Origin of the sequence: Pseudoalteromonas xiamenensis (assembly GCF_030994125.1) — a bacterium.
Taxonomy (GTDB): domain Bacteria; phylum Pseudomonadota; class Gammaproteobacteria; order Enterobacterales; family Alteromonadaceae; genus Pseudoalteromonas; species Pseudoalteromonas xiamenensis_B.
This window is the reverse complement of sequence record NZ_CP099917.1, coordinates 3,238,764-3,262,580: the sequence shown is the minus strand read 5'-3', so window position 1 is coordinate 3,262,580 and position 23,817 is coordinate 3,238,764. Positions and strand designations below refer to the sequence as shown.

22 protein-coding genes are annotated in these 23,817 nt (G+C 42.9%); 13 read left to right on the top strand and 9 right to left on the bottom strand.

Going from position 1 to position 23,817, the window contains the following annotated elements; all coding sequences use genetic code 11:
• Positions 1-19: 19 nt before the first annotated feature.
• Entirely contained in the window at positions 20-946 is a 927-nt protein-coding gene (gene ribF / locus NI389_RS15235; protein ID WP_308360659.1) for a bifunctional riboflavin kinase/FAD synthetase, read from the bottom strand.
• Between the two features lie 76 nt (positions 947-1,022).
• Complete coding sequence (gene murJ, locus NI389_RS15230; RefSeq protein WP_308360658.1) at positions 1,023-2,600, bottom strand: murein biosynthesis integral membrane protein MurJ; 1,578 nt, start codon at positions 2,598-2,600, stop codon at positions 1,023-1,025.
• Between the two features lie 352 nt (positions 2,601-2,952).
• Between murJ and rpsT the strand changes: the two genes are divergently transcribed.
• Positions 2,953-3,213 (top strand): 30S ribosomal protein S20, encoded by a 261-nt coding sequence (gene rpsT / locus NI389_RS15225; RefSeq protein ID WP_208842806.1) that lies wholly within the window; start codon positions 2,953-2,955, stop codon positions 3,211-3,213.
• Positions 3,214-3,304: 91 nt separating this feature from the next.
• Here rpsT and NI389_RS15220 read toward each other — a convergent pair whose 3' ends face one another.
• Complete coding sequence (locus NI389_RS15220; RefSeq protein WP_308360657.1) at positions 3,305-3,688, bottom strand: response regulator; 384 nt, start codon at positions 3,686-3,688, stop codon at positions 3,305-3,307.
• 92 nt (positions 3,689-3,780) lie between these two features.
• Between NI389_RS15220 and NI389_RS15215 the strand changes: the two genes are divergently transcribed.
• The 3 genes from NI389_RS15215 to smrA all read left to right on the top strand — a co-directional run bounded on the left by NI389_RS15215 (position 3,781) and on the right by smrA (position 5,233).
• Positions 3,781-4,242, top strand: a complete 462-nt coding sequence (locus NI389_RS15215; protein ID WP_308360656.1) for a hypothetical protein — start codon at positions 3,781-3,783, stop codon at positions 4,240-4,242.
• A gap of 97 nt (positions 4,243-4,339) precedes the next feature.
• Positions 4,340-4,588 carry a hypothetical protein gene (locus NI389_RS15210; RefSeq protein ID WP_244369656.1) on the top strand — a complete coding sequence of 83 codons (249 nt, stop codon included), beginning with the start codon at positions 4,340-4,342 and terminating at the stop codon, positions 4,586-4,588.
• A 99-nt stretch (positions 4,589-4,687) separates the two neighbouring features.
• Complete coding sequence (gene smrA / locus NI389_RS15205) at positions 4,688-5,233, top strand: DNA endonuclease SmrA (RefSeq protein ID WP_372588604.1); 546 nt, start codon at positions 4,688-4,690, stop codon at positions 5,231-5,233.
• An 80-nt stretch (positions 5,234-5,313) separates the two neighbouring features.
• Here the strand turns inward: smrA and NI389_RS15200 are convergent, their stop codons facing one another.
• Entirely contained in the window at positions 5,314-5,466 is a 153-nt protein-coding gene (locus tag NI389_RS15200) for a hypothetical protein (RefSeq protein ID WP_308360655.1), read from the bottom strand.
• Positions 5,467-5,641: 175 nt separating this feature from the next.
• Positions 5,642-6,562 (bottom strand): 2-hydroxyacid dehydrogenase, encoded by a 921-nt coding sequence (locus tag NI389_RS15195; protein ID WP_308360654.1) that lies wholly within the window; start codon positions 6,560-6,562, stop codon positions 5,642-5,644.
• Between the two features lie 128 nt (positions 6,563-6,690).
• Between NI389_RS15195 and NI389_RS15190 the strand changes: the two genes are divergently transcribed.
• The 6 genes from NI389_RS15190 to NI389_RS15165 all read left to right on the top strand — a co-directional run bounded on the left by NI389_RS15190 (position 6,691) and on the right by NI389_RS15165 (position 14,050).
• Positions 6,691-8,409: a lysophospholipid acyltransferase family protein gene (locus tag NI389_RS15190; protein ID WP_308360653.1), complete on the top strand. Its 1,719-nt coding sequence runs from the start codon at positions 6,691-6,693 to the stop codon at positions 8,407-8,409.
• 144 nt (positions 8,410-8,553) lie between these two features.
• A complete protein-coding gene (locus NI389_RS15185) occupies positions 8,554-8,970 on the top strand; it encodes a TlpA family protein disulfide reductase (RefSeq protein WP_308360652.1) in 417 nt (138 codons plus the stop codon).
• A 108-nt stretch (positions 8,971-9,078) separates the two neighbouring features.
• Positions 9,079-11,172 carry a TonB-dependent receptor plug domain-containing protein gene (locus NI389_RS15180; RefSeq protein ID WP_308360651.1) on the top strand — a complete coding sequence of 698 codons (2,094 nt, stop codon included), beginning with the start codon at positions 9,079-9,081 and terminating at the stop codon, positions 11,170-11,172.
• Positions 11,173-11,399: 227 nt separating this feature from the next.
• Complete coding sequence (ppiC, locus tag NI389_RS15175; RefSeq protein WP_308360650.1) at positions 11,400-11,678, top strand: peptidylprolyl isomerase PpiC; 279 nt, start codon at positions 11,400-11,402, stop codon at positions 11,676-11,678.
• Positions 11,679-11,775: 97 nt separating this feature from the next.
• The gene (locus NI389_RS15170) at positions 11,776-12,039 is read left to right on the top strand and encodes a GrxA family glutaredoxin (protein ID WP_308360649.1); all 264 of its coding nucleotides are present in this window, start codon (positions 11,776-11,778) and stop codon (positions 12,037-12,039) included.
• Positions 12,040-12,178: 139 nt separating this feature from the next.
• Positions 12,179-14,050 (top strand): DEAD/DEAH box helicase, encoded by a 1,872-nt coding sequence (locus NI389_RS15165; protein ID WP_308360648.1) that lies wholly within the window; start codon positions 12,179-12,181, stop codon positions 14,048-14,050.
• A gap of 58 nt (positions 14,051-14,108) precedes the next feature.
• Here NI389_RS15165 and NI389_RS15160 read toward each other — a convergent pair whose 3' ends face one another.
• Together NI389_RS15160 and NI389_RS15155 are read right to left on the bottom strand one after the other, a co-directional pair.
• On the bottom strand, positions 14,109-15,290 hold the full coding sequence (locus tag NI389_RS15160) for a M23 family metallopeptidase (protein ID WP_308360647.1): 1,182 nt from the start codon (positions 15,288-15,290) through the stop codon (positions 14,109-14,111).
• Between the two features lie 205 nt (positions 15,291-15,495).
• Positions 15,496-17,055: an AbgT family transporter gene (locus NI389_RS15155; RefSeq protein WP_308360646.1), complete on the bottom strand. Its 1,560-nt coding sequence runs from the start codon at positions 17,053-17,055 to the stop codon at positions 15,496-15,498.
• Positions 17,056-17,241: 186 nt separating this feature from the next.
• Between NI389_RS15155 and NI389_RS15150 the strand changes: the two genes are divergently transcribed.
• The 3 genes from NI389_RS15150 (at position 17,242) to NI389_RS15140 (ending at position 19,639) form a co-directional block, all read left to right on the top strand.
• Positions 17,242-18,090: an HDOD domain-containing protein gene (locus tag NI389_RS15150; protein ID WP_308360645.1), complete on the top strand. Its 849-nt coding sequence runs from the start codon at positions 17,242-17,244 to the stop codon at positions 18,088-18,090.
• A gap of 171 nt (positions 18,091-18,261) precedes the next feature.
• Positions 18,262-18,741: a hypothetical protein gene (locus tag NI389_RS15145; RefSeq protein ID WP_308360644.1), complete on the top strand. Its 480-nt coding sequence runs from the start codon at positions 18,262-18,264 to the stop codon at positions 18,739-18,741.
• Between the two features lie 130 nt (positions 18,742-18,871).
• A complete protein-coding gene (locus tag NI389_RS15140; protein ID WP_308360643.1) occupies positions 18,872-19,639 on the top strand; it encodes a substrate-binding periplasmic protein in 768 nt (255 codons plus the stop codon).
• On the opposite strand, the gene uvrB is transcribed toward NI389_RS15140, so the two are convergent.
• The gene (uvrB, locus tag NI389_RS15135; protein WP_308360642.1) at positions 19,626-21,623 is read right to left on the bottom strand and encodes an excinuclease ABC subunit UvrB; all 1,998 of its coding nucleotides are present in this window, start codon (positions 21,621-21,623) and stop codon (positions 19,626-19,628) included. The two genes, NI389_RS15140 and uvrB, sit on opposite strands and share 14 nt — an antisense overlap.
• Positions 21,620-22,990: an MATE family efflux transporter gene (locus tag NI389_RS15130; protein WP_308360641.1), complete on the bottom strand. Its 1,371-nt coding sequence runs from the start codon at positions 22,988-22,990 to the stop codon at positions 21,620-21,622. Before NI389_RS15130 ends, uvrB begins: the two co-directional genes overlap by 4 nt.
• Positions 22,991-23,817: the final 827 nt, after the last annotated feature.

Below are 23,817 nucleotides of genomic sequence, written 5' to 3'. Positions count from 1 at the left end.
TTTCCGTATCGGCTACTGATTAATTAACACTAAACCATTGCTGTGCATCTGCCACATCTTGATGAATTTGTGTGACGAGGTGTGCTAAGGTTTCAAACTTTTTCTCGTTGCGAAGCTTATGAAGAAGCTCCACATGAATAAACTGACCGTAGATCTCTTGTTGGAAGTCAAAAAGATGGACTTCTAACAACGCTTTTGTGCCATTCAATGTAGGCTTGGTGCCAACATTGGCAACCCCTTTAAACTGTTTACCGTTTAAAGATACCTGAACGGCAAACACGCCATGCACGGGACTAACTTCACGTTTCAGTGCAACATTGGCAGTTCGAAAACCAAGCTCGCGCCCTTTCTTCCAGCCATGTATGACACGTCCAGCAATCGCATATGGGTGACCTAGCATGCCATTGGCAACACCTATCTCCCCTTTTGCAAGCGCTTCGCGTATTAGGGTGCTACTAACCCGAGCATTTAAATTCTTGAAACTAGCTGTGCTTTTAACGGCCATTCCACTTTGTTCACCAAGCGAATGCAGCATATCGAAATCACCTACACGCTTATGTCCAAAACGGAAATCATCGCCTACCGTTAACGCTTTGACACCCAACTTGTTTACAAGGATATCTTGAACAAATTGATCTGCCGCCATATTGGCGAATCGGTGATTAAAACTAACACAGATGACGCGTTCTACGCCTAACTCCGCGAGTAATTTCAATTTGTCTCTTAAACGCGTCAACCGCGCAGGCGCTTTGTCTTTTGCAAAAAACTCTTGAGGCTGAGGTTCAAACAACATCACTGTGCTCGGTAACCCCAACCTTTTTGCATCTTGCATGAGACCGTTGATCACCGCCGCATGCCCCAAATGCACACCATCAAAGTTTCCAATCGTCAGCACGCAACCAAAGTGGCAAGGACGAATATTGTGGATACCTCGAATTAACTGCATTTTTAACCTGCTTGGCCGCTCAAAAATTTCACTAAAGTGCCCGATTATACCCAAGTTATGCCCATTTGCACACACACTACAGGGTAGAATTTGACACGTCTTTGATGGTTTTAAGTCGAATGCCTAATATAAAGAGAATACTAAAGTAAACAACGCCAGCCACCATTAGCACGCCACACAGAAACCCAACTTGCTCGGCCAATGCCCAAGTTTGCCAAGAAAAGGCCTGTGATACTTGCAAGACTACAAACGCCATCACAACACTTGCGACCACGCACTTTGCCGTGAACCACACACTAAAATTAGACAATGTGTAGACGTTTTGTTTTTTCAGATGGCGATACAATAACCAAGCATTGCACGTGGCTGATAGCGATGTTGCTAAAGCCAAGCCCAAATAACCAATGAATGGGGCAAGCATTAAATTGAACGCCATATTCAACACTAACATCTTGATGCCGATTTTAACTGGGGTTTTGGTGTCCTGACGTGAATAAAAACCAGGCGCCAGGACTTTTATGAGCATAAAACTGACCAAACCTGCCGAATAGGCCATCACGCCGAGTGATACAGCTCGAACGTTGTCGACGTCAGTGGCGCTAAACGCTCCATGATCGAAAAGCACAGTAATAATGAGAGGGCTAATAACCGACAACCCTAACATCGCCGGAAAGCCAAGCAATAAAACAAAGCGAACCCCCCAGTCCAATGTGTGTTGGAAATCCTCAAGTTTCGCATTGGCGTGCAATTTTGATAGAGCGGGTAAAATAACGGTCGCAATACCGATACCAAATAACCCAAGTGGAAATTCAATCAATCTATCGGAATAATAGAGCCAAGCAATAGAGCCCTTTTCCAATAAAGACGCTATGACGGTATCTAAAAGCAAGTTGATTTGACTAATAGATACTCCAAACAGCGCTGGGATCATCAACTTACGGACTTTTGTGATTTCAGGTGAGCGCCATGCAAAGGTTGGCATTTTTAGCATGCCCAGCTTCGCCAAAAACGGTAATTGGAACAAAAATTGAACCACTCCGCCAATAAACACCCCTAATGCAAGCGCATAGGCACTCACTTCAAACTTATCGTGCAAATAAATTGCACACAATATGATTGAGATATTTAACAGCACAGGCGTAAATGCAGCAGCGGCGAAGCGATTGTAAACATTCAGCACCGCACCACTTAGTGCAACTAAACTAATGAAAAAAAGATAGGGAAACGTGAGTTTCAATAGACTCGAGGCTAATTCAAACCGATAAGCATCTTCCCCGCCTTGCCACCAATCAATAAACCACCCTGTTCCAAATAGTGCAGCAACTATGGGGGAACCAATAACACCGAGCAGCGTAACCAGCATCAAAATTGTGCCCAATGTTCCCGCTGCTTGAGCAACGAAGAGACGAACTTTGTCATCACCATGTTGTTCTTTTATTTCCGCCAGTACTGGCACAAATGCTTGTGCAAACGCCCCTTCGGCAAATAAACGGCGTAAAAAATTAGGAATTCGGTTGGCGAATAGAAAGACGTCCGCTGCCGCCCCAGCCCCTAAAATATTCGCAACCACAGAGTCGCGTACTAGCCCCATCACACGCGATATCATCGTCATCGCGCTTACAATCATCCCAGAACGAAATAAGCCTTTGGCCACAACTACTCTTCCCAAAACACCTTAACCGACGCATTATGCCACAGCTTTACAACGGCAGAGATTAAAAACCACAACATTATTAGAATTTAGACTATGCGGCATACTTCAGCTTTGTTACAATGCGCGCCAATAACTGCTTAAACGGCCAGGTGATGGTGAAATCAAGCAGTTCAATTGCCTGAGTGACCCACACTTCATTGCCAAATTGGTCAACGAGCAAGTGTACTACAGGCCAATTAATGAAGTAGTAAAAGGCGCGTGGAAGTGAAATTAACGTTGACTTTCATGGTGAAAACAGGCATAGTCCTCGGCCTTTAAATTAAGCTTATTTTAAGATTGTTAGGAGCATACCTTGGCTAACATCAAGTCTGCAAAAAAACGCGCTGTAACTAGCGAAAAAAGCCGCAAGCACAACGCAAGCCGTCGTTCAATGATGCGTACTTTCACTAAGAAAGTAATCGCTGCTATCCAAGCTGGCGATAAAGAAGCTGCAACTCAAGCACTAGCTGTAGCTACGCCAATCCTTGACCGTTACGCGTCAAAAGGTCTAATTCACAAAAACAAAGCTGCTCGTCACAAGAGCCGTCTAGTTGCTAAAATCAAAGCACTATAATTTGTTTTTGCAAGACTAAAAAAACCGGCTTTGCCGGTTTTTTGCTTTCTAAAGTCCAGCCATTTTGCTGAGACGAAATCACATCAAGCCATTAAGCTAATTCAAGCTCTGGATAAAACTTCTTTAACATTGCCGCTATTTTCTTAGGTGAAAATGGTTTTACGACAAATCCTTTCGCGCCGCGTTCAATTGCATCTTTCACATTTTCTACCGTTGAATGAGCTGACACCATCACGACATTCACATCTGGAATTATTTCGCTCAGTCGCGCAATCAGATCTTTACCGTCACCATCAGGTAACTCGATATCAAGAAACACTATATCAAAATGCCTTTCTTCGCACGCCTTTACACATTGAGTCGCCGTAGATGCCTCTCTAACATTATCAATTCCCAAGTGAGTTAGCGTTTGGTGTAAAAAACTGCGCACTGTCCCTACATCATCAACAATTAAAATTGAGATTTGTGATTCCATATTCCTTTCCCATAGGCTGACATAGCAAAATACGCTATATTAATAGCATAGAACTATTATAGAGTCCTGCAACAAAAGGCGACAAGCTTCTCATGGCAAATCAACAACAAAAAAAACAAGCACTGCTTGGTGCAACGTCGGCAAAAAAGCAAATAAAGCGTCCAGCGAGCAAAAAGCCGTCACCTCAGCAATTACAGCGCCAACAACAGCTTTTACGTCAACAGCAATTGGCACAACAAGCTGAACAACCGAAGAAATTTAATACCAAACGCTGGGGAAGCGCAGCCGTCTTGCTCATAATCGCAATCTTGTTTCCAAAGCCACAACTGATTACTTACGAAAAGTTGGGTATGGTGGCAGAAAGTGTTTACTGGCCTGGATTACCCGGCTTGAATCCGGTCTTGTTCGACTCAAACTTACACCCAAGGCCAGCGCTTGATCGCAACACACTGTATTTATGTGTTGAAGAGAACAATCCTGACAGTTGTCAGCGTTATCAAATTGTAGCAAAAAAAGGCTTTTTCGCCGCGATGATGAAATTGATTTCGAATTAAAATAACTAATCCGAAATAGAGAAAAATACTCGTTTGAAAGGTGGTTAAAGGATCACCATAATGGCCACCTTCCTGACCACCATGATTAAACGAGAAAATGCTCAACGAACTTCACTGGCTTGTAAATGTAATTCTATTAGTACTTGGCTTAGGTGCCTTTTTCATCACCCAAGTACGCTTGCTGCGCATTGCTGCGACCGCAGCATGTAGTATGCTATTTTTGTCTTTTGCTTTTGACTTAATGAATACCAGTGTCGTGTCTAATTTGAGCCTTATCTTAATAAATACGTTTTATTTATTTAAAGTGTTCACTTATAGCCCACTTAGCCTTGGTAAGCACGCTTAAAGATTGCATCCTGTCGGTTGTTCGCTAAAATCAACGCATCTGAGCTTTTCTCTGGAGCGATTGTATGGCGATGACCGATTCAGAACTTTTTTAGCTTCGATGGGCGATGTCGTTCCCTTGGCAAAGGACAACAACGTCGCCTTAAAACAAGCAAAACACGACCCAACCCTATCACAGTTGCTACGACGTGAAGCAGCGGAAAAAGAGTTAGAATTCGATCCTAATTATTTATCTACTGAATACGTTGATTTTCTCGACCCTCATGACGTTTTGGCCTTCAAAAAATCAGGGGTTCAAGATGGCGTTTATAAAAATTTGCGATTAGCAAAGTATCAAATTGATGCGACGTTGGACTTGCACGGCAAACCCTTCAGAGAAGCTAGGCAAACCCTTTTCGAGTTTATCCGCGACTGCCACCAGCGTAATATTCGTGTTCTCCTCGTGAGGCATGGAAAAGGGATCAACAGTAAACCATTTCCAGCGGTGTTAAAAAGCTACGTGAATAAATGGCTTCAGGAAATGCCTGAAGTGCTCGCATTTCATAGTGCGATGGCCTGCCATGGTGGCACTGGCTCTACGTATGTTTTACTGAAAAAAAGTGATGAGAAAAAAGCGGAAAACAGAGAACTTCACGCAAAACGATGATCTCAATGAAAAAGACATCAGGGGCAACAGCTTACATAACGTTATTATTTGCTTAATAGTATTAAATTGAAAAGCCACAATTAATTGTGGCTTTTTTGATGATTCAACTTAACGTGTGAGGTACTTGCTGGACGTTCACTTGCCTGTGCTTGGGTAAACCAAGCCGAGACACCGAGGACTAAAACAGACAGCAGAACAAAACCGAACTTAACCCCACCTTGGTTGTTTCTCATCGCTTGCACCTTTATTTTATTTTTATTATCACGCTTACGTTACTTAATGGTTACAAAATCATCAATATGTTTTTTTATACAGTAATTGACCTAATTAAGTATGAGTTTAAGCGTAATCTCAATAAAACCGATTGTTTTCTAATAGACAACGATATTTTCGAATCAATATCGCTGACTAATAACCTTTTCTTTTATCGACTAAATGTTGAATTTCTTTATTCGACGCCACATTCAATACATTCTCAGCGATTTGATGGATAGCCGTCTTGAGACAAGTCAAAGCAGCCGCATGTGGTGTGATCGTTATTTTCTCATGAGACCAAAATACATGGTTTGCCGGAAGAGGTTCAACCGTAAACACATCCAATGTTGCTGCTCGAAGCTCCCCCGCATTCAAAGCATCCACTAAATCTTGCTCGACAAGATGTTTACCGCGCGCAACATTAATCAGCACGGCATGCTCTGGCATTTTCTTAAAAAAATCTCGGTTTAGCATTCCCGTTGTCTCTTTCGTTAATGGCAGTAAACACACGACATAATCGACTGCCTCAACGAGCTGCCACAGGCCTTCCTGACCATGAACACAATGCACCCTATCGTGGTGTTTCTCGCGTGCAGACCACGCGCTCACTTCAAAGCCATTTTGTAACAGCCTATCAGCCGCGGCTTGCCCTAACTGCCCAAAACCGAGAATGCCAACCTTGTTGTGGGAGAATGCGCGGTTTGGTTTCCATATTTGCTCTTTTTGCTGACGAATGTACTGGGTAAGGCGCAATTTATGCGCGAGCACATGAGTTAAAACATATTCAGCCATATCAGTCGCGAGACTGGTGTCAACGATGCGAGCAACCTGCACCCCCTCAGGCAAAGAGTCAAAATCGATGCTGTCTACGCCAGCACCGTAAGACTGAACAAGTTTCAGGTTTGGTAATTGAGTCCAAAGACTTGAAGGCGCATTCCAAGCCAAGACTACTTCTATTGTTTCAAAGGAAGTAATGTCAGGCCAAATTTGAATATCGGTATCTGGCAAGCGTTGTTGGAGTTTATCAATCAGCTTTGAATTATCGCGATTTGGTACACAAACTAACAATGACATAGTCGTTTCCTAAGAAATTTAGCGCCAGCACCGCTACAACCGACAAAAAAATGCCACACTTTTGCAACATGCTTGTCATGTGTTCTTTTTAGGCTTGCAGCATTCTCTCTACGATGTTTGAGGTCCGTATGCTTAGCGTCGATAAGGTTATCGAAACCAATTTACCACAACTTGAAAACTCTCCCAAAATAAAAGGACTCGTAAAAAAAGGCCTCGGATATCTACTTCACGAACAAGAATTTGTCGCATTTGCGGATACTTACCCGCATCTTCAAGGGCTTGAGTTCGTTGAACAAGTTTTGGAAGAGTTAAATTTCGACGCTCGATTCAAGCCCAAACAAGTCGAACACATTCCAAGTGAAGGAAAAGTCGTTATCATTGCAAACCACCCTATCGGTTCGCTTGATGCGCTCGCGCTGGTTAGTATGATTGCCAAAGTGAGACCCGATATCAAAGTGGTCGCCAATCGAATGCTGATGTCTTTAACCCCGATGCATTCATTACTGCTTCCCGTTGATAACTTATCTGGTTCAAGTAAAAAGCAAGAACTCGCAAACATTCACAACCATCTAAAAAATGATGGTGCCCTATTGATATTCCCAGCGGGTGAAGTGTCTCGCTTAAGTCCAACTGGTGTTAAAGATTGCAAATGGAATTCTGGTTTTTTACGTATGGCTAAAAAGGCCAACTGTCCTATCTTACCCATCTTAGTTAAAGCCAAAAACAGTCCGTTGTTTTACGGCACATCCATGATTTACAAACCGCTCGCCAGTCTGTTGCTCGTTAAAGAGATGTTCAAGCAACGCCAAAAATCGCTAGAATTTGAAATTGGCGCATGTATTCCTCCAGAGTCTTATCAAGTCGGCGGCGTAGATGACAAAGAGATTGTGAATCTCATCCGCAAACAGTTGTACCGTTTAGGGTCGAAAAAAAGTCTGCCGCTTAAAACACAATCGCCAATCGCTCAGCCTGAATGTCGCAAAGAGCTTAAAAAAGCGATTGAAGCGTGTGAGCGTATTGGCGAAACACAAGATGGCATGCACATTTATTTATACAACTATCAAGGTAGTTCTACTATTTTCCGCGAATTGGGCCGCCTACGCGAAGTTGCATTTCGGGCGGTTGGTGAAGGCAGTGGGAAACGCCGAGATACTGATAAGTATGATATGCACTACATACATCTCTTATTATGGGATGCGAACCAACTTGAACTTGTTGGCGCCTATCGTTTTGCCAGCAGCTCGAAAGTGCTCGAACTCTATGGTAAAGAAGGGTTATACACCGACACACTCTTTCAATACTCAGACCATATGGCACCCTATTTTAAAGAAGGACTAGAACTCGGTCGTAGTTTCGTTCAGCCTAAGTATTGGGGCAGAAAAAGCTTAGACTATCTTTGGTATGGTATTGGTGCATTTATAAAGCGCTACCCTGAACATCGTTATCTGTTTGGTGCCGTAAGTTTGTCTAATGCGCTTCCCGAAGACGCCAAAGCACTACTTGTACACTATTACCAACACTATTATGGCAATCAAAATGCGTTAGCTAAGCCAAATCATGAATTCAAACTTACTCCATTACAGTTAGAATATTGCCAGCAAGTTTTTGCAGGCGATGACATGAAAGAAGATTTCGCAGAATTGAAATATATCTTAGGTAATATGGGCGCTCAGGTTCCGACTCTTTTCAAACAGTACACCGAATTGTGTGAACCCAACGGCGTGAGTTTTTTGAGTTTTAGTATCGATCCAGAGTTTAATAACTGTATTGATGGCCTTGTACTTGTTGATTTACAAGGTATTAAAGCAAACAAAGCGAAACGATACCTTGGGGATGCGAAGAGTTAACCAATCGATTCCACTTGCAATTACAAACGCCATTTGCGATAAGCAATTGGCGTTTTTTTATTGATAAACATGATGAAGTCCGTTCTACAGTATTTTCTTATTATTCTGGTTTTCCTCGGGCTATCCTGGTGGCAAAGCAGAAACATGTTGAACACCAACGAGTCGCCTGCGCCTTATTTCAATTTATCGACACTTCAAAACCCTGCTGCTCGAATCACTCTAAAAGCACTGCAAGGAAAACAAACGATCGTCTATTTCTTTGCACCTTGGTGCCACATTTGTCGCTATAGCATGCCCAATCTGGAAAAGCTTTATGTACAAGGCGAGATTAACGCCATTGCTATTGCTCTGAATTACGACAACCAAGACGAAGTCAATGCGTTTGCCAACTCATTATCACTGACCATGCCAATACTTCTCGGCACAGAAACAACGGCCAATGATTATCGAGTGACCGCGTTTCCATCTTACTATGTTATCAACGAACGGCTAAAAATCACTGCAAAAAGCGTCGGTTACAGTAGTGAAGTCGGCCTGCGTATTCGAAATAGACTCCAATAATGTGAGAATTTGTAATAAATTCGCACACTTAAACACATCTTTATCAAATATTTAAACGTGTTTCCTTGCATAAAATAAGGTCATTCAGCATTGGTTCAAGGAAAAATCATGAAAACGTCTTTCTCTCCCATTACACAAGCAATTGTACTTGCCTGTACATGCTTCACTTCAATTGTTGCAGCCGAAGAAGATGATCAATCACGCGCTTCTCAAAAAAGCATGGAACGCGTTGAAGTCATTTACAAACGCAGTAGCATAACGAGTGAAATCACCGAAGATGCGCAAAAACTGATGGATATGCCAGGTGCAATGGGCGACCCATTAAGCGCCGCATTTGCGCTTCCTGGTGTAGTCGCAGCAGGCGGTGCGATGGGAGCACCTGCGGTGCGAGGTTCCTCTCCAGATGACAATATTTTCGAAGTGGACTTTATGCCGGCTGGCTATATTTTCCACGACTTTGGTAGTTCAATTTTTAACAAAAATTTGGTGCAGGATTTCCAACTTTATTCTGCTGGCTATGGTGCATCTTATGGCAACGTAACGGGCGCCGTGTTTGACGTTTCACTCCGAAATCCTAAATATCAACCAATCACCACCACCGTCGATTTAAGTATGTTAAATGCAGGGGCATTTGTCGAAGGTCAAGCCACTGAAAACAGTGCTTTCTATTTCTCTTATCGTAAAAGTATGCTGCCGATATTCTTTAAAGAAGGCGAAGAACTTGAAGATGATGATGGTGAAAAAACCGGTGTAATCGTGAATGAAGCGCCTGATGATTATGATTATCAGGGGAAATGGGTGTGGGATGCGAATGACCATAATGTCTTGTCTTTTAGCGTCACAGGAGCGGAAGACTCTGCCGCCGCGGGCTTTAACGAACGAGCAGATCTTGCTCAAAAAACGCCTGAGTTTCAGGGAGATGCTCGATTCATTCGTAAGTTCAACAGCCAGTCTGTATTGTGGGAATATTTCAGCAAAAAGTTATACGTAAAAACTGGTTTAGGTACGCTTTCTAGTGACGAAAAACTGGCCTATGGTAAACGAGCCACCTTAACTGATGGCTATTTCGAACAAGCCAAATTCAGGAAAAACACACTTAAAACTCGCGTAAACTATCGATTTACTAGCGAACATCGCTTAGTTGCTGATGCCGCTTACGAAGATAACCAAACAACGTTTAATTACGATACGTTTTTATACGTCTGTACTGAACAAGATCCTGATTGTGATATCAATAAACGCGAACGTATTAATGGTACTCAAGAGGCCTCTCACGACATCATACGTGGTAGTGTCGCGCACGTGTGGAACCCAAATGACAGATGGCAAACGGATGTCGGCGTTCAGTTTACTCGCTACCAGTACTCAAAGGAAAACTTCGTTGCACCCAGAGTCGCTGTAGATTACTTTTTATCCCCAACACAAACCATTAGTGTAAAAGTGGGTGCTTACAATCGTGAGCAAGACATCAACTATTTACTGCCAGAAGTTGGTAACCCAGAACTTAAATCACAACAAGCACAGCACTTAACGCTTGGCTATAAACAACAATTAGCAAACGAATGGTCATGGTCTTTAGAAACCTACTACAAAACCATGAAAGACTTGCCGTATGCACTGGACGCAAGTTCAACATCAAACTCAGCGCTTTACAGTAACGATGTAGAAGGAAAAGCCTACGGTGTTGACCTACTCATCAACAAGAACAAAACCGAGAACTGGTACGGTTGGCTCGCAATAAGCGCATCAAAGAGTGAGCGTACGGAATTACCAACCAACATAACCCGAGATTACTTTGCTGATACGCCTTTGGTGATCAATGCAGTTGTGCAGTATGACATAAATGAAATTTGGAATATTGGTTTTAACTTTACGGCTCGAAGTGGACAAGCTTACACCCCTATCGTTGCCGTTCGAGAAAACCCTGACTTTTCTGGACACTTTCTTCCGGTATACGGTGAACCCTTTTCAAAACGCCACGATTTGTCACACCGTTTAGATATCAGAGCTGAGCGCAAGACAGATTGGTTTGGTCTTGATGGTAAACTTGTTTTTGAGTTAATGAATGCCTATGGACAAGAAAACATTGTTTACATCGATTTAGACTACGACAAAGTCCATTCGACCAATGACCTCATCATCAAAGAAGAGGAAGATGATTTCGCTATGCGACCGTCCATTGGTTACAGCTTCAAATTTTAGTATGAGCAACCCTTAAGGGAGACTCGCTCTCCCTTTTTGTAATCGCTTCGAGGCTATGGTCGGAGTAATGGACTAGAGCCCCTATATCTCAATCATGATGGTGTTTACGTCATTTCAAATACGTTCATGAGTTACTTCTGCTCATCACGGGTAATACTGAGATTCAACGAAAAACCAGAATCTGGTAAAATCCGAGACTACTTTCTTCTGTTATTTGGAATTACACCATGCCAAGAGCTTGTGCCTACCACATCCTCGTCAAAAGTGAAAAACTTTGCCTAGAATTAAAAGAGAAATTAGCGAAAGGTGCTGACTTCAATAAGCTCGCAAAGCAACATTCTACATGCCCGTCGAAAAGACGTGGTGGTGACTTAGGTGAATTTAACCAAGGTGAGATGGTTAAACCATTTGATGATGTCGTGTTTAACAAGCCGTTATTTGAAGTACATGGTCCCGTGAAAACCCAATTTGGCTATCACCTGATCAAAACGGTATATCGGAACTAATCGCTTTTTTGAATTAAGACTATCGTTTTAATTCGCTTTTACTGACAAAGAATTACGCTACACTGTGTCCAGTGATTGAAAACCAACTGGAGAGAACATGTTTACCGTAATTTTTGGCCGTGAAGGCTGCCCGTACTGCGTGAGAGCAAAAGAGTTAGCTGAGCGTTTAAAGAATGAACGTGATGATTTCAATTATCGATACGTAGACATCATCGCCGAAGGCGTCAGTAAAGCCGATTTAGAAAAGTCAGCTGGTAAACCTTGCCCTACTGTTCCTCAAATTTTTGTGGACCAAGACCACATCGGTGGTTTTACCGACTTTGAAGCTTATGCAAAGACGAATTTAGGGCTTTATCAATAATTTTGTCGGTTTTGAAAAAGTCAAACTGATTAAATTTTAACCAATAACAACCACATATAAAATAATCCTATTTTATACAAGCTTTTGCTGTTTCATTCCTGTACAATGCGCGCCTCTTTAAAATCGTTGAGGCGCATTAATGTCAGAACCAGTTACGTTTGAATCTTTGAATCTTTCTCCTGCAATTTTGAGAGCAGTTGAAGAGTTAGGATATAAGACGCCATCTGAAATCCAAGCTCAATGTATTCCGTTATTGCTAGAAAGAAAGGACGTGCTGGGACTAGCGCAGACGGGTACGGGGAAAACAGCAGCATTTGCATTGCCGTTGTTAAATAATATCGACGCATCCGTCAAGCAACCACAAATTTTAGTTTTAACGCCAACTCGCGAGTTGGCAATCCAAGTAGCAGAAGCGTTTGAAGCTTATGCGAAATACACCAAAGGTGTAGAAGTTTTGGCGTTGTATGGTGGCCAAAGCTACGGTATCCAATTAAGTGCTCTACGTCGTGGTGCACAAATTATCGTAGCAACACCTGGTCGTTTAATTGACCACATCAACCGTAAAACCATTGATTTGTCAGACTTGAAAGCATTGGTATTAGACGAAGCAGACGAAATGCTTCGTATGGGCTTTATTGAAGATGTTGAAAACATCATGGAAAAGACGCCTGAAGAAAAGCAAACATGCTTATTCTCGGCGACTATGCCAAAACAGATCCAATCGATCTGTTCAAAATACTTAGATAACGCGGAGCAAATTCGTATTTCTCCACGCAACTCAACGGTATCAACTGTTGAACAAGTGTATTGGCACGCGGATGTACACAAGAACAAAGCGATCGTTCGTTTCTTAGAAGCGGAAGAATACGATGGCGCGATTGTGTTCGTACGTACACGTAACGATACCGTTCAACTTGCTGAACTACTTGAGCACGAAGGATTCAATGCTGCACCACTAAATGGTGACATGAACCAACAAGCACGTGAGCGTACAATTGAGCGTTTGAAAAGCGGTTTAGTTGATATCGTGATTGCGACGGACGTTGCAGCACGTGGTCTTGACGTAGAGCGTCTAAGCCTAGTTATCAACTATGATATTCCACAAGACTGTGAAGCTTATGTACACCGTATTGGTCGTACAGGCCGTGCGGGTCGTTCTGGTAAAGCTATTTTGTTCGTTAAGAACTCTGAGCGTTACCTTCTTAAGAACATCGTACGTCATACTAAATCTGAGATCGCTAAGGTTGAACTACCTGGCGCAAAATTGGTTGAAGAAAAACGTAAGCACGTTCTTCAAACTAAACTTGCTACGATGCTTGAACATAAAGACATCGAGTTTTTCAATACGGTAGCAACTGAACTTGCTGAGAAATTGGAAATCGATGTTGCAACACTAGCTGGCACGTTACTTGGTTTAGCACAGCAATCTTCGCCGTTAAAAGTAGAAGAAATTGCGATTAAGCGTGAACGTTCACGTGATGGCGCTAGAGATGGTGCTCGTGGTGAGCGCAACGAACGTGGTGATCGTCGTGAACGTGGCGACCGTCGTGAGCGTGGCGAGCGCAGTGAACGTGGCGAGCGTCGTGGACGCAACAGCCAATCGGACACGCCTATGGATACTTACCGTATTGAAGTAGGTCGTGATCACGGTGTTCAAGTTAAGAACATCGTTGGTGCAATCGCGAACGAAGCAGATATTTCTAGCAAGTTCATCGGCGACATCCGTTTGTTTGATGAGCACAGTACAGTGCAGTTGCCACAGGATATGCCAGCAGATGTATTAGCTCATTTCCAAAATGTAGTTATCTGCCAACGTCCTATGAAGTTAACAAAGAGCACACACCCTGCGGATACAAACCGCGAAGGTGGTGAAAAGCGTAACTTCAGAGCGCCACGCTCAGAGCAACGCGGTCCTCGCAGTGACCGTGGCGAAAGAAACGACCGAGGTGATCGTGGTCAACGTCAAGAACGTCGTCCACGTAAAGAACGTAAAGTCGTTAGCTTTAGCTAATAAAGATTAAAAAAACCCCAGCCAAAGCTGGGGTTTTTATTTTTAAACTACATTCAACTTAATTGTTGTAAAGTCTACGCCAAGCGCAAGTACGATACCCATTACGCTCAAAATAGAAGTTGTTGCAGTTGTCATCGTAGTTGCTGTTTCCAACGTCTATGCGATAACCACTGATGTATTGATTGTGAAGCGATACAAAGTACCCATTTTGCAGCAATGAAAAATGGACGTGTGGACCACTTGATTGTCCACCTTGACAAAGCGCTTGATTATAATTACTAGCGTAACGACCAAGCCAAACACCTTGATTGATCCTATCACCGCTTTGATATTGCAAACTGTCCATATGATAGTACTGAGTTGCATAACCACTTTCATGCGTCACTCGAATATTGCAGCTTGAGAAGCGAGTCACAGTCCCTGAATGAGAAGCTTGCACCCAAGGCGTATTGCTCCCCCAACCACCTGAACCATTGTTGAAATCAAGCGAAGAATAAGGGTAACCAGAACCCGTATTAGAATGCGCACCACCACTGTACCATCCATTGCCATAAGGCCAAGGCAACATCATCGAAAAACTAGCCGCTTGAGTAGTCATATCAGCCGCTTTTTTTGACGCGGTAACTCTTTCGGTCAGTGAGTGACCAAGCAGTTCATAGTAACGATTGTACTCAGTCACTAAGTCAGCCAGAACGTTACTGTTGTTTTGACGTTCCAAAAATGAAGCAATCGCGACATTGCCTGCTGAAGTTTTACGATTAATTGAATGATTCGCGCTGGCCTGTTCAATTTCAAATGCTTTATATGCATATAAGCGCTGCGTGATAAAACCAGCCACATCCTCAAGCTGCTCATTAAAGCCAACTTTATCTGATAGCGTACCAAAAGGCTGAAGACGTTTTTCATCGGTTATTGCGCTCAAGGTTTGGTTGCCGACTTCCATCAATGCCACCAACACCGCAGGGTTGATACTGTAGTGCCCTGCAAAGTTCAAGATCGCTTCGTGTTCTTCTTTCGAAAACGGAGTGTGCTTTTCTAAAAAGTCACTCCAATCAATTTTCGCCAACGCATCATTAAACACTAATTCGTCGGTATTGAGCATTATCGGGCTTGGCATCACTAAGCGCTCAAGTTTGTCTGCCGTAAACTGGAATTGTTGCTCACGGTGATGTTGACCTTCCGCCAAAGCGGAACTCGCAGAAAAGATGCCGAGCAGTGCCAGCATAGAAGTTGCTTTCATCGTATTTCCTTACATGTTGTTTTATGAAACCCCAAATTAGGGTCAACTCAAAAACTACGCAAAGAAAAGCCCAATGTAAAATTTATGTAAAATTTAAGAAAATTAATTTGACTAATTTTTGTACAAACTACTTTACACTCGCATACTGCTGTGTGATTTAAGTCGTCAGCGGCGTGAATTACGCCGCACTCAGAATAGCGATTAACTATGGATAAACATAACTCGATTGCAACCCAAGAGGTATCCCAACCATCCAATAACCGAGCAAGAACACGGTCCAGCCGACTAAGAATGCAATACTGTACGGTAACATAAGCGCGATGAGCGTCCCTATCCCCGTGTCCTTCACGTATTTTTGGCAATACACGACAACTAAAGGGAAATAAGGCATGAGCGGGGTAATAATGTTTGAACTAGAGTCCCCTATTCGATAGGCTGCTTGCGTTAAGTCCGGCGAGATCCCTAGTTGCATTAACATCGGCACAAATATAGGTCCTAATAGCGCCCATTTAGCTGAACTAGACCCCACAAAAAGGTTCACAAACGCGGTGAGAAGAATAATGCCAACGATAGTGACACTGCTTGGGAGCGAAAGCGATTTTAAAACTTCAGCCCCTTCAATGGCTAACAACGCACCTAAATTTGATTTCGCAAAAGCGGCGATAAACAGCGCACAGAAAAACGCCATTACAATGTAATATGCCATACCTGACATTGACTTACTCATGGCTTGTACCATGTCTTTGGACGACTTGAACGTCCCCACTAAAAAACCGAAAACGATACCCGGCACCCAAAAGAGTAAAAAGATCAAAGGTACGATTGATTGCATGAGTGGTGCTTTAAAATCAGAGAGTTGCCCGTTTGGCGCACGAAGAGGTGAATCCGGACTACTTGCTGCGAAATACAATAAAGCAAGCCCCGCCAACATCACCGCACTTGAAACATAAAACGCGTTTCGCTCTTTTTGCGTAATTTCAGCAAAAACAGGAAGGTTCTCTTTGTCACCATCGATTATAACTGCCTTTAAACGCGGTTCGATAATCTTATCAGTAATATACCAACCTAAAAGCACAATAAATAAGCTGGATGCCGACGTGAAGAACCAATTATTCAAAGGATTAATTGCAATGTCAGGATCGATAATTTGCGCGGCACTTTGCGTAAAACTTTGAAGTAGCGGGTCAATACCGGAAGGAATAAAATTCGCACTGAAACCACCACTGACCCCCGCAAAAGCAGCTGCTATCCCTGCAAGCGGGTGTCGCCCCATCGCAAAATAAATAACACCTGCAAGCGGTATAACAAGCACGTAACCTGCATCCGTTGCGGTGTGGCTAACAATCGCAATAAGAACGATTGAAGGTGTCAACAACGCTTGTGGTGTGCGCTTTAGCATTAGCTTCAGTCCAGCGTTGATAAACCCGGAATGTTCCGCAACACCAACCCCTAACATCGCCACTAACACAACCCCAAGCGGCGCAAAGCCAGTAAAGGTTTTAACCATTGAAGCGAGAAAATCAGCCAACGCGTCGCCTGACAAAAGGTTATGAACGACAATGCCTTGACCCGTTCGAGGATCAATAGCGTCAAATTGAGTACCCGAAAACACCCACGACAACCCCCATATAAGGATCATCGCAAACAAAAAAATCATTGCAGGATCAGGTAACTTATTGCCCACGTGTTCGATGCTATTAAGGCATCGTTGTACAAAATTAATCTGCTCGGGTCTTGAAGTTAATTGTTCGCTGTCATTAGCCATAAAAACGCCTCAAAATGGTACTGCGTTTACATTAGCTCAGGGATTCATAAAAAGGCAACGAAATTCCCCATATTAACAACACGTTGAGACGAATCCACAGAAACCAATACAGAGAAACTTGTCATACCTCAATATTTTGCTGTTTTGACTTCGCTAAAATGGACACAGTTCGAAAGGAGTACCACCATGATTAGCGTCGATGAAAAAATTTTAAAAGACATAAAAGAAGGATTTAACATCCCTCCTAAGCCGGAGTTGCTGACCGCGTTACAGCACGAACTAGCGCAAGCTAATCCAGAGCTGAATCAAGTAGCAAAACTGATAGCAAACGATGTCGCAACGTCCGCCGCCGTACTCAAAGTTATCAACTCGCCCTGCTATGGCCTTGCAAGAACCATTACGGACATCCGCCAAGCCGTCATGTTTTTGGGGCTCGACAGCATCACGCAATTAGTAACTGGCTTTTTACTACAACAAGCATTCGAACAGAAAAAATGCTGTATCAAACTCGAACGATTTTGGGATACCGCCAGCGAAATTGCGGCGGTTGCCACCATTATTGGTCAAAAGATTAAATCAAAAGTGCCTGTTGAGAATTTACATCTTTTGGGGCTCTTTCACGATGCAGGGATCCCGGCAATGGCAATGAACTACAACGACTACGTTAAAGTGCTTGGCGCAGCGAATCGAGATTACGACATGACACTGGTTGAACACGAAGAACAACACTATCGAACCAACCACGCCGTCGTCGGTTTCTATTTAGGTAGTCAGTGGAATTTACCCAAATCCATGTGCAATCTTATTTTACGACATCACGACAGAACCATGTTTGACGAGCGTAACGATCCGGAAATTCTAATGACCCTGGCCGCACTTAAAATGGCCGAAAATATCGTCCATACACATAAGCGCTTTGTTGCCTCACCTGACTGGCCTTATATGAAAGCCACGGTGTTGGCGGTACTTGAACTGGACGACGATGATTATCAAGACATCAAAGAAGATGCGGAAGACTACTTACTACACCATTAGAAAGTGAGCTTTTTAGCTACCAAGGCTATAAGCATGATTTCATTATTGATAAACTCATTGGTATTTAGTGTCATTTGAGGTACATTGACACTTTAAATTCCAAACAAATCCAATGAGTTATACAATAACCACCCTTTTATTTGTTTGTTAGGCACCGTTACGTTTTTGCCTATGACACAGGCATTTATTCAGCGATATCATACTGGGATTCATTTTTTCCTGACCCTTGCTGCTACGTTAGTAGGTGTTTTGCTCGCGATTGCTGCTAGTAATTATGAACAAGAGCAACAGGAAAAAGAAAACCTCATAAAACAATTGGACGCGACACAAGCGCAAATAGAACTCGTCCAAACGTTTAGCGAAAAGCAGCTCGAAAATGCCAAAAACTTACAAAGCACGGAACGTTCAACTTACTGGGTAAACAACCCTCTTCCTTACCCAGAATTTTTGACAACGTTCGTCGCACAGTCGCGAACAGGCAAGCATCTATCAAAAAACACCCTAAATAAAATCAACGAATTTGCCATAAATGCTAAAAAGGTCATGTTGTACAGACAAGAAATGTATATCGACTTACTCCAAGAGCTTAGAAAGGACATCGAACAAGAAATTAAATACCAACTCGGTCAAATCAACGAAGCACAGCTCTAGTTGTCTGCTACCCAACGAATTTGATAAATCGAGAAATTGACGGTTTTTTATGAATTGGCCAATTTCTCAACTGCCACTTTTATAATTTCAACTACACTGTGTAGAGACTTAAAATTTAGAGAGTCATTCTGTGCGCTGTAGTCTTATGTTTTTCTTTGTACTGGCTTGTTCAGCGACAGCGGATGTTAAACAAAGACTCGATATATACACGGAAGAATTCCCACCTTATCAAACACTTATTTCCCCCGGCAAAGTGGGAGGCGTTGCCACAGCTATGGTTCAAGAAATCTTAGAAGAAGCGCAGCTCCCTTACCAAATTCATCTACTGCCTTGGTTTAGAAGTACCACAAACGTGACTAAATACAAGAATAGCCTGATTTATTCCCTCGCCCGTACGCAGGAGCGCGAGCCCAGTTTTCATTGGATTGCGCCGCTGTGTTCAATCGACGTCGCTTTCTATCGGCTAACAGACCGCGATGACATCGTGATTAAAACGCTAGAAGACGCCAAGAAATACGTCGTCGCCGTTGCCGCGGGTCAGCCGTCTGAATCCTATTTACTGGCAAAAGGATTTACACTGGATAAAAATTTAGTGGTGTTAGCGAGTCACGAGCAAGGTGCTGGCATGCTCGAAAAAGGACGTATTGACCTACTTTTTGGCGCAGAACAGTTCTTTGAAGGGGTGGTTACCATGCTGCAACTAGAGGGCCATTGGCAATCCATCTTAAAGGTCGATGAACTCAGTCGTAGGACGTATTTGGCAGCCAATGTAAATTCAGATCCAACTTTAATTGCCAAGCTGGAAGCGGCGTACGAGAGACTTAGCACCAATTTAAATCAGCAGGAACGCTGTCGTCGCGCCCTGCCACCATCGTTGCTGTATTCTAGGACTGAATGAACTGCTGTTGCAACTCGTGGATTTCATCACGTAATTTGGCTGCTTGCTCAAACTCCAAGTCACGTGCATGCTTAAGCATCTTGGCCTCCAAATCTTTAATCTGATCTGTAATCGATTTCGCACTTGAAACAGTTTTTGCCGCTTTGCCTTTAGTCTTAGTGACCTTTTCGCCTGATACAGAGTGTCCAGTGTCCATAACATCCGTGATTTTCTTCACAAGTGCGGTCGGCGTTATCCCATGCTTTTCGTTGTAAGCTTGCTGAATAGTACGGCGTCGCTCTGTTTCTTCAATCGCCTTTTGCATAGATTTAGTAATGACATCGCCGTACAAAATCGCTCTGCCATTCAAATGACGCGCTGCACGGCCAATCGTCTGAATGAGCGATCTTGCGGAACGTAAAAAACCTTCTTTGTCGGCATCTAAGATTGCAACCAGAGAGACTTCCGGCATGTCTAAACCTTCTCGCAGTAAGTTAATACCTACTAACACATCAAACACACCAGCTCGCAAATCGCGAATGATCTCCATCCGTTCGACCGTATCAATATCGGAATGTAGATAACGAACTTTAACATCATGGTCGTTTAAATAATCGGTCAGATCTTCAGCCATGCGCTTGGTGAGCGTCGTAACCAACACGCGTTCTTGAACGGCTACGCGCTTATAAATCTCTGAGAGTAAATCATCGACTTGAGTGGTGACTGGACGTACTTCAATCTGTGGGTCTAGAAGACCTGTTGGGCGGATCACTTGCTCTGCAATTTCTCCGGAAGAACGCTCTAGTTCAAAATCGCCCGGTGTCGCTGAAACATATATGGTTTGCGGCGCAATCGCTTCAAATTCTTCAAATTTTAAAGGGCGATTATCCAGTGCAGACGGCAAACGAAAACCATATTCCACGAGGTTTTCTTTACGGCTTCTATCACCTCGATACATCGCGCCAATTTGCGATACCGTCACGTGTGACTCGTCGATGATCATAAGCGCATCATCGGGTAAATAATCCAAAAGCGTCGGTGGTGGTTCACCCGATGATCTGCCAGACAAATAACGGCTGTAGTTTTCGATACCAGAGCAGTATCCCAGTTCTACCATCATTTCGATATCATATTGCGTACGCTGTGCTATACGTTGTTCTTCGATCAGCTTATTAGCGTCTAGCAATTGAGCACGTCGCTCTTTCAATTCAGCTTTAATTTGGTCAATAGCATCAAGAATTTTTTCGCGTGGCGTAACATAGTGTGTTTTAGGATAAATCGTTGCGCGTACTACGTGTTTTTCAACACTACCCGTCAGTGGATCAAAATGGCTGATCCGCTCGATTTCATCATCGAACAATTCTACTCGCACGGCATAAGAATCCGATTCAGCGGGGAAAATATCGATTACCTCACCACGCACGCGATAAGTACCACGACTAAAATCTAAATCGTTACGTGTATATTGAAGTTCGGCTAGACGCCTTAGAATAGCACGTTGGTCAACTGTTTCGCCCACTTTTAACAAGAGCATCATCTTCATGTACGAATCAGGATCACCAAGACCATATATTGCAGACACAGACGCAACAATAATCGCATCGCGCCGTTCTAATAAAGCCTTGGTCGCAGACAAACGCATTTGCTCGATGTGCTCATTGATTGACGCGTCTTTTTCGATAAAAGTATCACTCGCGACAACATAAGCCTCTGGTTGATAATAATCGTAGTACGAAACAAAATATTCCACCGCATTGTTCGGAAAGAATTCCTTCATTTCACCATACAACTGTGCCGCCAACGTTTTGTTGTGTGCCATGATGATAGTCGGTCGGTTTGTATTCGCGATGATATTCGCCATCGTAAACGTTTTACCTGTGCCTGTTGCACCAAGCAAAGTTTGATGGGCAAGCCCTGAATCAATACCATCACACAGCTGAGCAATCGCCGTAGGCTGATCACCACTGGGCGAAAACGGTGAAACAAGCTCAAACTTATCTATCACGAGTTACACTCCTTCAAATCTTCAGATTGGATGGAGGCCAACGTTTTGTTGAACCAGCCAAATGCGATAGCCGCTGTAAATAAGTTACCAATGGCTGCGCCAATGAACAAACCGTGAAGGCCACCAAAATGACTTCCGATAAACGCAAACGGGACGTAAAACACAAACAACCTAACCACACTTAGCATTAATGCATTCATCGGTTTGTGAAGCGCATTAAACGATGAGTTAGTCAAAATGATCACCCCTTGCAAACCGTAACTGAGCGGCAATGTGGTGATAAACAACACGATAACGCGCTGTACTTCCGCTTCCGTCGCAAACGTGTGGCTTATCAACCCACTACAAACCACGAGCAACACATAAATCAGAAGCTGCCAACCCAACACAAACTTTATCGATGTCGTGTATGCACCGAGCACTCTGCCATATTGTTTAGCACCAAAGTTTTGACTGACAAAAGGGGGCAACGTCATTGAAAGCGCTAAAATAACAAGACTTGCTATAGATTCTATACGACTACCTACTCCGTAAGCCGCCACGGCCGCAGGACCAAACCCCGCAATGACCGCGGTCATCACGGCCATCGCCACTGGCGTTAACATATTCGCCCCTGCCGCTGGGACTCCAATTTTTAAAATCTTTTTCACCGCAACTACGACTGAGCGATCTTGACGACATAAGCTTACTAATTTCTTTTTACGGATAAGTAAATGTAAAATGATCACAACGGCAACGGTCCATGACAACACACTCGCCACAGCTGCGCCTCGCACGCCCATTGCTTCAATTGGCCCAAAACCAAAAATCAAAATCGGATCTAATACCGCATTAATAATGCCTGCCCCACCCATTACAATACTTGGCGTTTTAGTATCGCCATTCGCCCGTAGCACCGAATTGCCAATCATAGGGGTGATTAAAAAGACGCTACCTAAAAACCACACTTCCATGTATTCATGGATATACGGCATGACATTTTCGTGGGCGCCAAGCAAAGAAAATAGAAAATCAATAAGCAGAAAGCCTATGGCAGAAAGCGCAATGACCAAAATCGCGGACAACACTAACGCGACGAACGCATCGAATCTCGCTTCTTCAATATCCGCACTACCGAGCGCTTTTGCGATGACTGCTGAAGTTCCGATCCCAAGACCAATCGCCAAGCTGATCACAGTGAAAGTCACGGGAAACGTAAAACTGATTGCTGCGAGCGGCTCTGTACCGAGCATACTGATGAAGAATGTATCAACGAGATTAAACATCATCAGAGTAATCATTCCAAAGATCATAGGAATGGTCATATCTTTAAGCGTTTTAGCGATGTCACCGTGTAAGATTTTGCTGTAGCTGGCGTTTTTTGTCATGAGTCTATCGAGCATTTATAAGGCAAAGTGCATTCTAAAGGATCATCATAGGGTAGGCTACGATCTATCGGCAAATAACAGAGAAACAGATATGTTCATCATTAGCAACAATCCCAAAATAATGCAAAAGTTCGAATTAGTATTAAAACTGACATTTCACAGGCATTATTTGAGTAAACCGATACATTTAGATTTATGTCAAAAAATTTACAAAAAACGATATTCGACGACTTATTTTTGCACAATCACAGTGCAAAAATAAAGCAACAAAGAGATTGACCTCTCGAAGATTAACTAAGAATGAACAGGTAATCTAAGTTATTGTTTTTACGTACGTAAAAAAAAGCGTAAAAAATACTTGCATCGCTTCTATCGCAAGCCAGACGTGGGCTAAAACCGCTTTAAAAAAAACAATAAACAAGGTTATCCACAGAAATAGTGGATAACTCTTTACAAGTCAGAAAACTTAAGGGTTTGAGAAAGATCGCTTGATCCACAAATGCTCAAATTGCGATCAATAAGAAACAATAGCGGCACTCTAAAGTTCGTAAAATTGCATTATTAATGTGCATATTTTTCCTAGTATGTCGTTTCAGTTAAAAGTTTATGTCGGACTAGATTAATTTAATATTATGTTTTTATTGAATTAATTTCCATTTATGACATAGCTAATGCATTTTCAAGGCAAAAATAGCCTAGCTTCACCACCTTAAATCGAAAAACACTGTCTATATTTTGCTCAGCTATTTTCTTGCGAAATTCCTAAAACTAGACTTAGTACACTCGCGTTCATATAAAACATACTTTTTTGTGACACTGATTAAAAA

Bases quoted from the DNA above. Each gene is read 5' to 3' on its own strand.
- ribF (WP_308360659.1), bottom strand. From the start codon at position 946: ATGCAGTTAATTCGAGGTATCCACAATATTCGTCCTTGCCACTTTGGT.
- NI389_RS15220 (WP_308360657.1), bottom strand. From the start codon at position 3,688: ATGGAATCACAAATCTCAATTTTAATTGTTGATGATGTAGGGACAGTG.
- NI389_RS15215 (WP_308360656.1), top strand. From the start codon at position 3,781: ATGGCAAATCAACAACAAAAAAAACAAGCACTGCTTGGTGCAACGTCG.
- NI389_RS15210 (WP_244369656.1), top strand. From the start codon at position 4,340: ATGCTCAACGAACTTCACTGGCTTGTAAATGTAATTCTATTAGTACTT.
- smrA (WP_372588604.1), top strand. From the start codon at position 4,688: ATGGGCGATGTCGTTCCCTTGGCAAAGGACAACAACGTCGCCTTAAAA.
- NI389_RS15200 (WP_308360655.1), bottom strand. From the start codon at position 5,466: ATGAGAAACAACCAAGGTGGGGTTAAGTTCGGTTTTGTTCTGCTGTCT.
- NI389_RS15195 (WP_308360654.1), bottom strand. From the start codon at position 6,562: ATGTCATTGTTAGTTTGTGTACCAAATCGCGATAATTCAAAGCTGATT.
- NI389_RS15190 (WP_308360653.1), top strand. From the start codon at position 6,691: ATGCTTAGCGTCGATAAGGTTATCGAAACCAATTTACCACAACTTGAA.
- NI389_RS15185 (WP_308360652.1), top strand. From the start codon at position 8,554: ATGTTGAACACCAACGAGTCGCCTGCGCCTTATTTCAATTTATCGACA.
- NI389_RS15180 (WP_308360651.1), top strand. From the start codon at position 9,079: ATGAAAACGTCTTTCTCTCCCATTACACAAGCAATTGTACTTGCCTGT.
- ppiC (WP_308360650.1), top strand. From the start codon at position 11,400: ATGCCAAGAGCTTGTGCCTACCACATCCTCGTCAAAAGTGAAAAACTT.
- NI389_RS15170 (WP_308360649.1), top strand. From the start codon at position 11,776: ATGTTTACCGTAATTTTTGGCCGTGAAGGCTGCCCGTACTGCGTGAGA.
- NI389_RS15165 (WP_308360648.1), top strand. From the start codon at position 12,179: ATGTCAGAACCAGTTACGTTTGAATCTTTGAATCTTTCTCCTGCAATT.
- NI389_RS15160 (WP_308360647.1), bottom strand. From the start codon at position 15,290: ATGAAAGCAACTTCTATGCTGGCACTGCTCGGCATCTTTTCTGCGAGT.
- NI389_RS15155 (WP_308360646.1), bottom strand. From the start codon at position 17,055: ATGGCTAATGACAGCGAACAATTAACTTCAAGACCCGAGCAGATTAAT.
- NI389_RS15150 (WP_308360645.1), top strand. From the start codon at position 17,242: ATGATTAGCGTCGATGAAAAAATTTTAAAAGACATAAAAGAAGGATTT.
- NI389_RS15145 (WP_308360644.1), top strand. From the start codon at position 18,262: ATGACACAGGCATTTATTCAGCGATATCATACTGGGATTCATTTTTTC.
- NI389_RS15130 (WP_308360641.1), bottom strand. From the start codon at position 22,990: ATGACAAAAAACGCCAGCTACAGCAAAATCTTACACGGTGACATCGCT.